The sequence below is a fragment of the Wocania ichthyoenteri Th78 genome, assembly GCF_000789235.1.
Taxonomy (GTDB): domain Bacteria; phylum Bacteroidota; class Bacteroidia; order Flavobacteriales; family Flavobacteriaceae; genus Wocania_A; species Wocania_A ichthyoenteri.
Window position 1 is genome coordinate 188,039 of the sequence record NZ_KN525716.1, and the last position, 16,182, is coordinate 204,220.

At 32.4% G+C, this 16,182-nt stretch carries 8 protein-coding genes; 7 read left to right on the forward strand and 1 reads right to left on the reverse strand.

Annotation, left to right across the window (positions count from 1 at the left end; all coding sequences use genetic code 11):
• Positions 1 to 161 precede the first annotated feature (161 nt).
• From RG22_RS00940 to RG22_RS00970, 7 genes are all read left to right on the forward strand, one after another.
• Positions 162 to 3,425 (forward strand): VCBS repeat-containing protein, encoded by a 3,264-nt coding sequence (locus RG22_RS00940; protein WP_034040027.1) that lies wholly within the window; start codon positions 162 to 164, stop codon positions 3,423 to 3,425.
• 10 nt (positions 3,426 to 3,435) lie between these two features.
• On the forward strand, positions 3,436 to 4,770 hold the full coding sequence (locus tag RG22_RS00945) for a vanadium-dependent haloperoxidase (RefSeq protein WP_034040029.1): 1,335 nt from the start codon (positions 3,436 to 3,438) through the stop codon (positions 4,768 to 4,770).
• A 110-nt stretch (positions 4,771 to 4,880) separates the two neighbouring features.
• The gene (uvrA, locus tag RG22_RS00950) at positions 4,881 to 7,712 is read left to right on the forward strand and encodes an excinuclease ABC subunit UvrA (protein WP_034040030.1); all 2,832 of its coding nucleotides are present in this window, start codon (positions 4,881 to 4,883) and stop codon (positions 7,710 to 7,712) included.
• Between the two features lie 88 nt (positions 7,713 to 7,800).
• A complete protein-coding gene (locus tag RG22_RS00955; protein ID WP_034040033.1) occupies positions 7,801 to 8,490 on the forward strand; it encodes an LOG family protein in 690 nt (229 codons plus the stop codon).
• A gap of 106 nt (positions 8,491 to 8,596) precedes the next feature.
• The gene (locus RG22_RS00960; RefSeq protein WP_034040035.1) at positions 8,597 to 11,428 is read left to right on the forward strand and encodes a gluzincin family metallopeptidase; all 2,832 of its coding nucleotides are present in this window, start codon (positions 8,597 to 8,599) and stop codon (positions 11,426 to 11,428) included.
• Positions 11,429 to 11,597: 169 nt separating this feature from the next.
• Positions 11,598 to 14,009, forward strand: coding sequence for an alpha-ketoacid dehydrogenase subunit alpha/beta (locus RG22_RS00965; RefSeq protein WP_034040037.1), 2,412 nt, complete (start codon positions 11,598 to 11,600; stop codon positions 14,007 to 14,009).
• Between the two features lie 162 nt (positions 14,010 to 14,171).
• Positions 14,172 to 14,642, forward strand: coding sequence for a hypothetical protein (locus tag RG22_RS00970; RefSeq protein WP_034040038.1), 471 nt, complete (start codon positions 14,172 to 14,174; stop codon positions 14,640 to 14,642).
• 250 nt (positions 14,643 to 14,892) lie between these two features.
• On the opposite strand, the gene glyA is transcribed toward RG22_RS00970, so the two are convergent.
• On the reverse strand, positions 14,893 to 16,164 hold the full coding sequence (glyA, locus tag RG22_RS00975; protein ID WP_034040039.1) for a serine hydroxymethyltransferase: 1,272 nt from the start codon (positions 16,162 to 16,164) through the stop codon (positions 14,893 to 14,895).
• Positions 16,165 to 16,182 lie beyond the last annotated feature (18 nt).

Here is a 16,182-nt window from a genome sequence, read left to right on the forward strand (position 1 = left end):
CAACTTAAAATCGGATATAAACACTTCAACTTATAAACATCAAGTTTTTAATAACCAACCTCATTCAACTTCAAACTTATAAGCAAAAAACGTATATTCGCTACGATGTATTTCGATGTAGTGTTTGAATGTGTTTTATAATTTATAAATCTTTTATTTAAATGAATAATTTCAAGTTAATAATAGTACTAATTGGGTTTTCAATTGTGTCGTGCAATGAAAAAAAAGACCAGTTGTTTATTAGCGCGACTTCTCAAAAAACAGGACTTAACTTTAAAAACATCATTACCGAAACCAACGATTTAAACATTCTTGATTACATCTATTTTTACAACGGTGGCGGTGTTGCTATTGGCGATATAAATAACGATAGTTTACCAGATATTTTCTTTTCTGGAAATCAAGTAAAGAATAAACTGTACCTAAATAAAGGGAATTTACAATTTGAAGATATTACAGACAAAGCCAAAGTTGGTGGAAACAGCACTTGGAATACAGGTGCTATTATGGGCGATGTTAATGGCGATGGACTTTTAGATATTTACGTTTGTGCTGTTGTTGGCTTAAATGGTTTTAACGGACATAACGAACTATACATAAATAACGGCGACGAAACATTTACCGAAAGTGCTAAACAATATATTTTAGATTATGATTCTTACAGTTCTTCAGCAGCGTTTTTAGATTACGATTTAGATGGCGACTTGGATCTTTACCTTTTAAACCACGCAGTGCATACGGATGACTCTTATAAAGGTGTTCATTTACGCCAAAAAAGAAATTTTAAAACAGGCGATAAATTGCTAAGAAATGATGGTGGAACGTTTACCAACGTAAGCGAAACAGCTGGTATTATTGGCAGTATTAGCGGTTACGGATTAGGGGTTACTATTGCAGATTTTAATCAAGATGCATATCCAGATATTTATGTAGGAAATGATTTTTATGAAGATGATTATTATTATATAAATAATGGTGACGGTACATTTACTGAAAAATTAAGAAACTATTTTGGGCATGCGAGTAGGTTTTCTATGGGAAATGATGCCGCAGATATAAACCATGATGGTTGGCCAGATATTATGACTTTAGATATGCTTCCTGAAGATGAAGTGGTTTTAAAATCTTCGCAAGGCGATGATAACGTGCAAACCCAAAGCGTAAGGAAACTTATGTTTGGTTATCACTATCAATTCACCAGAAATATGTTGCATATTAATCAGCAAAACTCAAACTATTTAGAAACTGGACTATTGAGTGGAGTTGCGGCTACCGACTGGAGTTGGAGTTGCCTTTTTGCAGATTATAATCAAGATGGTGAACAAGATATTTTTATAACCAATGGCATTTTAAAAAGACCAAATGATTTAGATTTTACAAACTTTTTTTCAAATGCTAAAATTCAAAATAATATAAATGATTCTAAATTGATGAATCAAGAATCACTTGATGCGATGCCTTCTGGTAAAGTTAGCAATTACATGTTTAAAGGCAGCAAAAATTTGATGTTTGAAGATGTCTCTAATAAATGGATTCCTAACGAAAAACTTGTTTCTGGAGCAACAGCTTTAGGCGATTTAGATAATGATGGCGATTTAGATATTGTAGTTAGCAATCTTAATGAAAAAGTTTCACTTTACGTTAATCAAACCAATAATAAACCAACAAATAAAACCAGTTACCTTAAACTGAAATTTAATTATGAAAAGTCAAACCCTTTCGGAATTGGCACTAAAGTTTTTGCATATAATCAAGATAAGCTTCAATATAAAGAACTATACACCGCACGAGGGTTTCAATCGTCATCAGAACCTATCATTCATTTTGGTTTTGGAGATATTCGAACTATTGATTCTCTTAAAATAATATGGCCAAATAAAACCTACCAAACTATAAAAAACGTTGCCTTAAACAAAACATTGACCATAAAACCTAGTGACACAAAACCATTTAACTATAATTCTCTACTAAAAAAATCAAAAAAACTCTTTAAAAAAATAGATAATAATTTAGGTGTTGATTTTACACATGTTGAAGACAAATATCTCGACTTTAACAGGCAAAAACTTATTCCGTATCGTGTTTCAGATCGTGGGCCAGCAGTCGTAATTGGAGATTTGAATAATGATGGAAAAGATGATATTTACTTTGGTGGTTCAAAACAAAAAGCATCAAAAGTGTTTTTTCAAACCGACACTACTTTTATCGAAAACAGAATAAATAGTTTTGCAAACGATTCCATAAAAGAAGATGTCGAGGCTATTATTGCAGACTTTAATAACGATGGTAAAAATGATGTAATTGTTGGTTCTGGTGGTGCAGATTATTCTAATAAAGCCAAACCGCTACTCGATAGTTATTTTATTCAAACTAATAAAGATTTTAAAAGCGAAAAGTTTCCAGAGTTTTACGAAAATGCTTCGGTAATTGTTGCAAATGATTTTGATAACGATAATGATTTAGACATTTTTATAGGTAGCAACTCCGTGTCAAATGATTTTGGAAATATTCCCAACTCGTATATTTTAAAAAATGATAATGGAAATTTTTCGATATTAGAAAATGAAGTATTGCAAAATGCAGGCATGGTTACAGATGCTATTTGGGACGATTTTAATAAAGACGGACAAGTTGATTTAATTGTTGTTGGTGAATGGATGGCTCCAAAATTCTTCAAAAATAACAATAGTGTTTTTACTGAAGAAAACCTTCTTGATTCAAAATTAAAAGGACTTTGGAGAAACATTGAGCCTTTTGATATTGATAACGATGGTGATACAGATTATCTTTTAGGAAATTGGGGAACGAATTCGAAATTTAGAACGTCATCAGAACATCCAATGCGTATGTATCATTCCGATTTTGATGGAAACGGACGTACAGAAACCATAGTTTGCTCCTACAAAAACGGAGCATATTATCCATTACTTGGGTTAGATGAACTTGCAGGTCAAATGGTAAATTTGCATAAAATTTTTACAGCATATAAAGATTTTGCAGGAAAACCAATTGAAGCTATTTTAAGTAAAAAACTACTTGAAAAAGCAACAGTTTTAGAAGTTGATGAGCTTCGTTCTGGGTATCTTAAAAATGAGAACAATCGTTTTACATTCGTGCCTTTTAAAAACGAATTGCAAGTGTCTCCTATTACCTCTTTTTTAAGTTTTGATTTTGATTCTGATGGTAAAGATGAAGTATTGGCTGCAGGAAATTATTTTGGCGTTACACCCTTTCATGGTAAGTTCGACTCTTTTCCTGGAGCGCTCATAAAAAATGAAAATGATATTATTTTAGGTAATAAAATCGGACTCGATTTTAGCGATAAAGCCATTAAGAAGTTAAGCATTATTCATTTGAATAAAAAACCATATTTATTAACAACAATAAACAACGACAAAGTTCAGGTTTACGAACTTATAAAGTAATTTTTTTTATATGAAATTAAAAAAAATATCATTCTTACTGATTTCAATAGGGCTAATTGTGGTGTCTTGTCAAGAAAATTCAAAACCAATTGTTATAACACCTAACGATTTTCATGCATCGGTTGATAAGGTTATAGAAATTATGGTACACGATATTTTTTCACCACCAGTGGCAAGCCGAATTTTTGCCTACCCTAATATTGCAGCTTATGAAATAGTCGCTCAAAATGACACCTCTTATAATTCATTAAAAGGACAAATAAATCATTTAAAAAGTATTCCTAAATCAGATAAAGCAAAAAACATCAATTATCAATTAGCAGCTTTAATCGCTCATATAGATGTAAGCAAACGGTTAATTTTTTCTGAAAAACTTATTAAAACCTTTCGAGATAGCTTATACCAAGTTTGGGAATCTAAAAACAAATTGGAATTTGAAGCTTCAAAAGATTACGGGCTTCAGGTCGCTAATTTTATAGGAGATTGGATGAATGGAGATAATTACAGTCAAACACGAACCATGTCAAAATTCGATATTGATCCAGAAAATGAAGAACGATGGCAACCTACACCGCCTTCGTATATGGATGGTTTAGAACCACATTGGAGTAAAATACGCCCATTTATTATAGATTCTTCGGCTCAATTTAAGCCTGTTCCTCCACCTATATTTTCAATGGATAAAGATTCAGATTTTTACAAAGAGCTTAAAGAAGTTTATGATATTAGCAACCAAATAACTGAAGATGGCGATGAATCTGAAGAAGTATCAATAGCTCGTTTTTGGGATTGCAATCCGTATGTTTCGGTTACACGTGGGCATTTAATGTTTGCTGTAAAAAAAATAACACCAGGTGCACATTGGATTGGTATTACCAAAATTGCATGCAAAACTGAAAATGCTGATTTCAATCGAACTATTTTCGCCTATACCAAAACGTCTATTGCCATTGCTGATGCGTTTATTAGCTGTTGGGACGAAAAATACCGAAGTAATCTAGTAAGACCAGAAACACTTATAAACAAGTATTTAGATGACGATTGGAAACCCATATTGCAAACACCTCCATTTCCTGAATACACAAGCGGACATTCAGTAGTCTCTGGTGCTGCATCAACTGTATTAACTAATATTTTTGGAGATAACTTTAATTTTTTAGACGATACTGAAACAATATATGGTTTACCAATACGACCATTCTCTTCATTTAATGCCGCCGCTCAAGAAGCCGCAATAAGTAGAATGTATGGCGGTATTCATTATCGAGCGGCAGTCGAAATAGGCATTGGTCAAGGTATAAAAGTTGGCAATTTAGTGAACGAACGTCTGCAAATGAAAAACTAGAGTCATTTCGTTTTGTTGCCTATATAATTATTTCGAAAACTTATGTTTCTGAATAAGAATTCACAAGAATTTAACATCTAAAAATTGTATCTTCGCAACTTTGCATTTCTATGAGCAATTTCGAAGAATTTATTGAAGTAAAAGGCGCACGAGTACACAATCTTAAAAACATAGATGTGTCTATCCCTCGTGAAAAACTGGTAGTCATTACGGGTTTATCTGGTAGCGGAAAATCTTCTTTAGCTTTCGATACAATTTATGCCGAAGGGCAACGCCGATATATTGAAACTTTTTCGGCTTATGCACGACAATTTTTAGGTGGGTTAGAGCGACCAGATGTCGATAAAATTGACGGACTCTCACCAGTAATAGCCATAGAGCAAAAAACAACCAGCAAGTCACCACGCTCTACCGTTGGTACAATTACAGAGATTTACGACTTTTTGCGCTTACTTTTTGCGCGTGCCAGTGATGCCTATAGCTACAATACTGGTGACAAAATGATAAGCTATAGCGACGAGCAAATAAAAGAACTCATAATAAGTGATTTTAGCGGAAAACGTATTAATATACTCGCTCCAGTGGTACGCTCGCGTAAAGGACATTACCGCGAATTATTCGAACAAATTGGCAAACAAGGTTTTGTTAAAGTGAGAACTGATGGGGAAATTCGAGAGATTGCAAAAGGCATGAAACTCGATCGATACAAAACTCACGACATCGAAATTGTTATCGACAGGTTGGTAATTGATGATTCAGTTGATAACGATAAACGCCTTACAGAAACCATTAATACAGCCATGTATCATGGTGACGATGTCTTGTTGGTAATTGACCAAGACACTCAAGAAACACGATATTTTAGTCGGAATTTAATGTGTCCAACTTCTGGAATTTCATACCCGAATCCAGAACCCAATAATTTTTCATTTAACTCGCCAAAAGGTGCCTGTTCAAACTGTAACGGTATTGGTGAGTTGTATCAAGTCAATGAAAATAAAATCATTCCTGACGATTCTATTTCTATAAAAGCTGGAGCATTAGCACCTCATGGTCCAGAAAAAAATTCTTGGATTTTTAAACAGTTTGAAACCATCGCACAACGTTTCGATTTCAAATTAACCGATGCTTATAAAGATATTCCTGAAGATGCAAAACACATAATTTTGTATGGTGGTAACGAAAAGTTTTCAGTTGAAAGTAAAACTTTAGGAGTTACCCGCGATTATAAAATAGATTTTGAAGGTGTAGCCAACTTTATCGAAAACCAATATAAAACAGCCGAATCTCGGTCATTAAAACGTTGGGCTAAAGATTATATGGACAAAATCAAATGTCCAGTATGTGAAGGTTCTAGATTAAAAAAGGAGTCGCTCTATTTCAAAATAAATAATAAAAGTATAGCTGAACTTGCTAATACTGATATTGTTGAACTTGCAGATTGGTTTAACGATTTATACAATCATCTTTCAGAAAAACAATTAAAAATAGGTGAAGAAGTTGTAAAAGAAATCAAGTCGCGACTTCAATTTTTATTAGATGTGGGATTGAATTATTTATCACTAAACCGAAGTTCTAAATCCTTATCTGGTGGCGAAGCACAACGCATCCGTTTGGCAACACAAATTGGCTCACAGCTAGTTGGCGTACTTTATATTTTGGACGAACCGAGTATTGGTTTACATCAGCGCGATAATGAAAAATTAATAAATTCTTTACTATCATTACGAGATATTGGAAACTCCGTTATTGTAGTTGAACACGATAAGGATATGATAGAACGTGCCGATTATGTAATTGATATTGGTCCAAAAGCAGGTAAATACGGTGGCGAAATAATTAGCATTGGAAATCCTAACGAATTAAAAACGCATGATACACTTACCGCAGATTATTTAAATGGTAACAAAGAAATTGAAATACCAAAAAAACGACGTAAAGGAAACGGTAAGTTTTTAGAACTTAAAGGCTGCACAGGGAATAACTTAAAAAATGTTTCGGTAAAATTCCCTTTAGGCAAAATGATTGGTGTTACTGGAGTCTCTGGTAGCGGAAAATCGACGTTAATTAACGAAACCCTCTACCCTATTTTAAATGCTTATTATTTTAACGGTGTTAAAAAACCAATGCCATATAAAAGCATTAAAGGTCTGGAGCATATTGATAAAGTTATCGATATAAATCAATCACCCATTGGGCGAACACCACGAAGTAACCCCGTAACTTATACTGGTACTTTTAGCGAAATTAGAGCCTTGTATGCAAAAATCCCTGAAGCTATGATTCGTGGCTATAAAGCTGGTCGTTTTAGTTTTAATGTTACTGGCGGACGTTGCGAAACTTGTAAAGGTGGTGGACTACGCGTTATAGAAATGAATTTTCTTCCAGATGTTTATGTCGAATGTGAAACCTGTCAAGGCAAACGTTTTAACCGTGAAACCTTAGAAATTCGCTATAAAGGAAAATCGATTAGCGATGTTTTAAACATGACGATTAACGAAGCAGTCGAGTTTTTTGAGCATATTCCAAAAATATTCAACAAACTAAAAACCATAAAAGATGTTGGCTTGGGCTATATTACATTAGGACAGCAAAGCACAACACTCTCAGGTGGAGAAGCTCAGCGTATAAAATTAGCAACCGAATTAAGTAAACGTGATACAGGAAATACCTTTTATATTCTAGATGAACCTACCACCGGACTTCATTTTGAAGATATTAGAGTTTTAATGATTGTACTCAACAAGCTTGCTAATAAAGGTAATACCGTATTAATTATCGAACATAATTTAGATGTTATTAAAACTGTTGACCACATTATAGATATAGGTTATGAAGGTGGAAAAGGTGGTGGACAGATAATTGTTGAAGGTACTCCTGAAGACATTATAAAGCATAAAAAAAGCTATACTGCTAAATTTCTTAAAAAAGAATTAACTTAGCAAGTTTGCAAAAAGATAAATTAGATTTAGAACTATTGAAATATAAATGAGATACTTTTAAATCAAAATAAAAAAATAGTATTAAAATATGAGAAGTGAAAAACACCATAAAGGCTGGAATGAAATTAAAACAAACGATTCTTGGGCTATTTTTAAAATTATGGGAGAGTTTGTTAATGGTTATGAAAAACTTAGCAAAATTGGCCCATGTGTATCTATATTTGGTTCAGCAAGAACGAAACCAGACAATAAGTATTACAAACTAGCAGAAAGTATTGCTAAAAGTATTGTAGAGTCCGGTTACGGTGTTATTACTGGTGGTGGACCAGGTATTATGGAAGCTGGTAATAAAGGAGCCCATTTAGGTGGAGGAACCTCAGTTGGGTTAAATATTGATTTACCCTTTGAGCAACACGACAACCCATATATAGATCCGGATAAAAGCTTAGATTTTGATTATTTCTTTGTTCGTAAAGTTATGTTTGTTAAATACTCTCAAGGTTTTGTAGTTATGCCTGGTGGTTTTGGAACTTTAGATGAATTATTTGAAGCTATAACGTTGATACAAACCCACAAAATTGAAAAATTTCCCATTATTTTAGTGGGTACAGATTTTTGGGAAGGGCTATTAGAATGGGTAAAAACAACCTTATTAAATAAATTCGAAAATATTTCTGCTAAAGATTTAGATTTAATCCACTTAGTAGATGCAGAAGAAGAAATAATTGAAATATTGGATGCTTTTTATAAAGAATCAGATTTTAGTCCCAATTTTTAACAACCAATCCTTTATGCTCTAAAGACTTTACGACTAACTAAACACTATATTTTATTATATTGCAGCGCCTTTCATTGTTATTAACCTTATTAATGTTATAAATAAATTGAAGTTACGTCTTTTTTTCTGCTTTACATTTTTACTTACAAGTATCATAAGTTTTAGTCAAAATAAAATTGACTTAAAAGCCGATTTTGATATTGAAAACAGAAAAATTACCATATCGCAAACTATTCAATATCAAAACACATCGCAAGATGAGCTAGAATCTATTTACCTAAATGATTGGAATAATAGTTATTCAACTAAAAAAACACCACTTGCTATTCGATTTGCTGAAGAATACGACAACCAATTCCATCTCGCTAAAAATGAAGATAGAGGCTATTCAGTAATTACTTCAATAAAACAAAATAATGAGCCTTTAGTTTTTAATCAGTTAAAAAAACAAATAGACATTGTAAAAGTCGATTTAAAAACACCTTTAAAACCTGGTGAATCATATACCATACATTTAGAATATATTGTACAAATCCCTAAAGATAAATTTACAGATTATGGTATTTCGGAATTGGGAGATTTAAACTTAAGATATTGGTATATAACACCTGTAGTTTATAATGGCGAGTGGCAATATTATAGCAATAAAAATTTAGATGATTTATTTATTCCAAAAGCGGATTTAAACTTAGAAATCGTTTATCCAAAAGGATATATTATTACTTCAGCATTAAATTTAAGTGAAACAAAGCAACTATCTAATAAACAATTAATTAAACTAAAAGGAGAAAACAGAGTTAACAATAAATTATTTTTAAGTAAAGCTTCAAACTTCGAAACGATACAATCTGAGGAATTATCAATAATTTCAAATATAAATGATGACGGATTAGAACTTTTAGACCGGGTTTTAATAACAGAAAAAGTCACAAAATTTCTTTTTAAAAACCTAGGTAATTATCCACATGAAAAATTACTTTTAACTAATATTGATTATAACAAAGACCCTGTTTATGGCTTAAATTTTCTACCAAGTTTTATCAAGCTGTATCCAAATAATTTTCAATACGAATTAAAACTCCTAAAAGTCGCACTTAATAATTATTTAGAAAACACATTGCTAATTAACCCAAGAAAAGAACAATGGTTAATTGATGGTTTACAAATTTATTATTTAATGAATTATGTAGAAACCCATTACCCAGACATGAAATTTCTAGGCTCATTAGCAGATTTTTGGGGTATCCGTTCATTTCATGCAGCAGACATGTCTTTTAATGATAAATACGCATTTGCATTTATGACGATGGCAAGAACCAACAGGGATCAGCCATTAGCAATGTCAAAAGATTCCTTGCTGAAGTTTAATACCAATATAGCTAACAAATATAAAGCGGGTGTTGGTCTTAAATATTTAGATGATTTTATTAATTCTAATGTTTTGGAAACAACCATTAAATCGTTTTTAGAGCAAACAAAACTTAAACAAACATCTCCAAAAGCTTTTGAAAACTATTTAAAAACTAAAACATCAAAAGATGTCGATTGGTTTTTTAATGATTATATAAATACGCGCGCTAAGATTGATTTTAAAATTAAAAATGTAAAAAAGACTAAGGATTCTATAACATTAACTATTAAGAATAAGAGAAATAACAACATGCCCATTTCTTTATACACCTTAAATAACGATAGTGTTATTTCAAAATCCTGGATAGAAAATGTTACAAAAAACAAAACTATTACCATCCCAAGAAACAACGCCAACAAGCTAGTTTTAAACTACAACCAAGTTATTCCTGAGCTTAATTTAAGAGATAATTGGAAATCGCTAAAAGGCTTTTTCTTCAACAATAAACCTTTTCAATTTAGGCTTTTTAAAGATATTGAAGACCCAAATTATAACCAAGTCTTCCTTATGCCAATAGCAGAGTTTAATAATATTTACGATGGGTTTACCTTTGGTTTAAGAGCATATAACACAACATTACTTAGAAAACATTTTAATTATAAAATTGAACCACGATACGCTTTAAAATCAAAATCCTTAACGGGCTCCGCAGCTGTATCAGTTACACATTACTTACAAAATAGTAATCTATACTCCATAAATTATGGCATTAGAGGTAGTTACTCATCGTATGCAAACGATTTATTTGTTAGAAAAATAATTCCTTCTGTTACCTTTTTATTTAGAAATGATGGTGATTTTCGTTCTAACAAAAGACAACGATTAAAGTTTAGATATTTAGATATTAACCGCGATGAAGATGTTAACAACATACTAAATACTACCGAACCCAATTACAATATATTTAATGTTAATTATTTAAACTCTAACGATAATTTAATAAATTTCAGTAAGTGGTCTACCGATTTACAGATTGCCAAAACATTTAGCAAAGCATCATTTAACTATGAATACAGACGTTTATTTGAAAGTAACCGACAGTTAAATTTACGATTTTACACTGGCGCTTTTTTAAGCAACAACACAGATATTGCCTCTGATTATTTTAGTTTTGCATTAGACAGACCAACCGATTATTTATTTGATTATGGTTATTTAGGTCGATCCGAAGCTAGCGGAATATTTAGTCAGCAATATATTACAGCAGAAGGCGGTTTCAAATCTAAGCTAGAAACCCCGTTTGCTAATCAATGGATTAGTACGTTAAACGCTAGTACAACACTTTGGAAATATATTTTAGTATATGGTGACGTAGGTTTTGTTAAAAATAAATTTAATAATACAAATTTTGTTTACGATTCTGGAATTAGAATTAATTTAGTCACCGACTATTTTGAAATTTATTTACCCATATATTCTAATCTTGGTTGGGAAATAGGGCAACCAAATTACGACCAAAGAATCAGATTTAAGTTTACTGTAGACCCACAATCTTTATTAGGTCTATTCAGAAGGCGATGGTACTAAAATGTTAATTTATTGATTTATTTGTATCAAATACGAAATTTGAATGAATTATTAATAATTCGATCTAATTATCATGTGTAATTTTAAGAATTGTTCAATTTGATTCTACTTGTAATAATTGCAAAAACAACAAAATTTAACTACTTTTGCAAAAGTAAAAGCCTTATAAATGCAAACAATTCCTGATTTGAAAAACAACATTTCTTTCGATGATTTTAAAGCAGAAGTTTTAAATGATTATACCATTGCTGTAAAAAGTCGAGAATGTAGTTTATTAGGTCGACGAGAAGTATTAACAGGGAAAGCAAAATTTGGCATTTTTGGAGACGGAAAAGAAGTACCACAATTAGCTATGGCAAAGGCCTTTTTAAAAGGCGATTGGAGGTCTGGTTATTACCGCGACCAAACTTTTATGATGGCAATTGGCGAGTTAACAATCGAGCAATTTTTTGCTGGACTTTACGCCAATACAGATTTGGAATTAGAGCCTATGTCTGCTGGTCGCCAAATGGGAGGACATTTTACAACACATAGTTTAGAGGATAATGGAAACTGGAAAGATTTAACTAAACAATACAACTCCAGTGCAGACATATCTCCTACCGCTGGCCAAATGCCACGTTTATTAGGGTTAGCACAAGCTTCAAAAATTTTTAGACAAGTAAAAGGTATTGATAGTAATAAATTCTCTAATAACGGAAATGAAGTAGCATGGGGAACTATTGGTAATGCAAGTACTAGTGAAGGATTGTTTTTTGAAACGATTAATGCTGCTGGTGTTTTACAAGTACCTATGGTTATTAGTGTATGGGATGATGAGTATGGCATTTCTGTACATGCAAAACACCAAACAACAAAAGAAAACATTTCAGAAATATTAAAAGGATTTCAACGCGATAACGACAACAAAGGCTATGAGATATTGCGTGTAAAGGGTTGGGATTACGCAAACCTTGTAGAAACCTATCAAGAAGCTTCTGCTATTGCAAGAGAAGAGCATGTTCCTGTTTTAATTCATGTAACAGAATTAACACAACCACAAGGACATTCTACTTCAGGATCTCACGAACGCTACAAATCTCCAGAACGTTTAGAGTGGGAAAGTAAACAAGATTGTAATTTAAAAATGCGCGAGTGGATTATTGAAAGTGGTATCGCAACTAACGAAACACTTACAGAAATTGAACGCAATTTAAAAAAGGAAGTAAGAGAAGCAAAAAAGAAAGCGTGGTTAACTTTTTTAAGACCAATTCAAAAAGAACAACAAGAGCTAATTTCCATTTTAAACGATGTAGCCTCTTCTAGCATAAACGGTGTTTTTATTAAAAAGATAGCAGGAAATTTATCTACTATTGATGAACCTACTAGAAAAGATCTTTTATCTCAAGCGAGAAAATCATTAAGGCTTACCTTAGGAGAAACTAATGACGCTAAACAACAACTTGCAAATTGGATAAATAATATATTTAAAAAAGCGCAGCCAAAATTTAGCTCGCATTTATATTCTGAAACCGAAAAGTCTACGCGCCTTATAGATGAAGTAAAGCCAAGTTATGACGATGATGCTATTCAAGTAGATGGTCGCATAATTTTACGAGATAACTTTGATGCCATTTTTAGCACCTACCCAGAAGCTCTTATTTTTGGAGAAGATACAGGTAACATTGGCGATGTAAATCAAGGTTTAGAAGGCTTACAAGAAAAGTATGGTGAACTTCGAGTTGCAGATACTGGAATTCGAGAAGCTACCATTGTTGGTCAAGGTATTGGTATGGCACTACGTGGTTTACGCCCTATTGCCGAGATTCAGTATTTAGATTATATTATGTATGCCTTACAAATTATTAGCGATGATTTGGCTACAACACACTACAGAACAAGAGGAAAGCAAAAAGCACCTTTAATTTTAAGAACACGCGGACACAGACTAGAAGGCATATGGCATTCGGGTTCTCAAATGGGAGGTATACTTAATTTAGTTCGTGGTATTCACATTTTAGCACCAAGAAATATGACTAAGGCGGCTGGTTTTTACAATACACTTTTGCAAGGAGACGATCCAGCATTAGTGGTTGAATGTCTTAACGGATACCGCTTAAAAGAAAAAAAACCCAACAATTTAAGTGATATAAAAACACCTATTGGCGTGGTTGAAACTTTAAAAGTTGGTACAGATATTACATTAGTTTCTTATGGCTCTACACTTCGTATTGTTGAAGAAACTGCAAAAGAATTACTATCAGTCGGTATTGATGCGGAAGTTATTGATGCACAATCCTTGTTACCTTTCGATATAAATCACGATATCGTTAAAAGTATAGCCAAAACTAATCGTGTTATGGTTATAGATGAAGATGTTCCTGGTGGCGCTTCAGCCTATATTTTAAATGAAATATTAAATACCCAAAATGCATATCAGTATTTAGATGGGCAACCAAAAACTTTAACCGCAAAAGCACACAGACCAGCTTATGGTAACGATGGTGATTACTTCTCAAAACCATCAGCAGAAGATATTTTTGAAGCGGTTTATGAGGTTATGCATGAAGCAAACCCTGAAGATTATCCGAAACTGAGATAATTAAAAAATTATAATACGTATCAAACCTTTCTTCTTCATAGCAGAAAGGTTTTTATTTATATTTATCTTAAATCTAAATTCACTTAAAAAATCAATAACTTGTCATTTAGAAAGAGTGACGGGAAACCTCATGAAATTAAATCTCATAATCATGAAAAATAAATGAAAGCAGTTTCAGTAACAGTTATAAAAAAAGAATTACAGCATCAATCTTCAGATGAACTCATGGAACTTTGTTTACGGTTATCGCGTTTTAAAAAAGAAAACAAAGAGCTACTCACCTATTTATTGTTTGAATCTTCAGATGAAAACAACTATATAGAATCGGTTAAAAACTATATTGATGATGAGTTTGAACTTATAAATACAAAAAGCTATTTCTATATTAGAAAAAGTGTTCGCAAAATTTTAAAAAACATAAAAAAGTACGTTCGCTATTCGCAAAAAAAAGAAACCGAAGTCGAACTACTACTCTACTTTTGTCAGAAATTAAAAAACTTTTCACCCAGTATAAAATATAGCACACAATTACAAAATACCTATAACCGACAAGTTTTTTTAATAAAAAAGATTATTACAGCATTACACGAAGATTTACAATACGATTATAACTTGTTGCTTGAAGATTTATAACTTGTTAAAGACTTTGTGCTTGAATAATAAACCTTAGTTAATTTTACAAAAAATTACGACTAAATTTGTTTAACGCAATGCACGTCCTTCCTAATCGTAATTACTTTTTAAAAAGACATAAAAGCGTGTTTAAAACATCCAAAAACAAAAAAAACCTACTTTATAAGTAGGTTTTTTTCAATTTAAACTATCATCAGACTTTTATATTTTGTTGATGAGATGCTGAAATAAATTCAGCATGACACTATCACTATACAAATAAAGGTTTTCCTTTCATCATAACATTTACTTTATCTTTTACAACTTCTAAAGTAGCTTTATTATCATGATTGTTAATCACTTCGTCTATTAAATTAACAATAGCATCCATATCATCTGCTTTTAACCCACGAGTTGTAATGGCTGCTGTACCAATTCTGATGCCTGAGGTTACAAAAGGTGATTTATCATCAAAAGGTACCATGTTTTTATTTACAGTAATATCTGCTTTTACTAAAGCTTGTTCTGCTTCTTTGCCAGAAATGTTTTTATTGCGTAAATCTATTAGCATACAATGGTTATCGGTTCCACCAGAAATAATATTATAATCTTTAGCAACCAGAGCTTTTGCCATAGCATCTGCATTTGCTTTTACTTGTAGCTGATAATGTAAAAAATCATCGGTTAAAGCTTCACCAAAAGCAATCGCTTTTGCTGCTATAATATGTTCTAATGGTCCCCCTTGATTTCCTGGAAACACCGCAGAATCTAATAGTGACGACATTTTACGTAAATTTCCGTTTTTTAAAGTTAATCCAAACGGATTATCAAAGTCTTGCCCCATCATAATCATACCGCCTCTTGGACCACGTAAGGTTTTATGTGTAGTTGTGGTAACAATATGACAATGTGGTAACGGATCATTTAAAATACCTTTAGCAATTAATCCCGCAGGATGCGAAATATCTGCCATTAAAATTGCACCAACACTATCGGCAATTATTCTAAAACGTTTAAAATCAATGTCACGAGAATAAGCCGAAGCTCCAGCAATAATTAATTTTGGTTGTTCTTTAGTAGCTATCTCTTGTATTTTATCATAATTTAAAACCCCTGTCTCTTGCTCTACACCGTAAAATACCGGATTGTATAATTTACCAGAAAAGTTTACTGGCGACCCATGAGTTAAATGTCCTCCATGAGACAAATCAAATCCTAATATTTTATCACCTGGTTTTAAACACGCGTGATAAACCGCCGTATTTGCTTGACTACCAGAATGCGGTTGCACATTTACATAAGCAGCACCAAACAAGGTTTTAGCTCTATCGATGGCAATTTGCTCAACTTCATCAACCACTTCGCAACCACCGTAATAACGCTTACCAGGGTATCCTTCGGCATATTTATTGGTTAATACAGAGCCAGCAGCTTCCATAACTTGGTCGCTTACAAAGTTCTCTGATGCAATAAGTTCTATACCATGTAATTGGCGTTCTTTTTCGGCTTGAATAAGTTCAAAAATTTGTTCGTCGCGTTGCATAAATTTTAATTGTAGTTA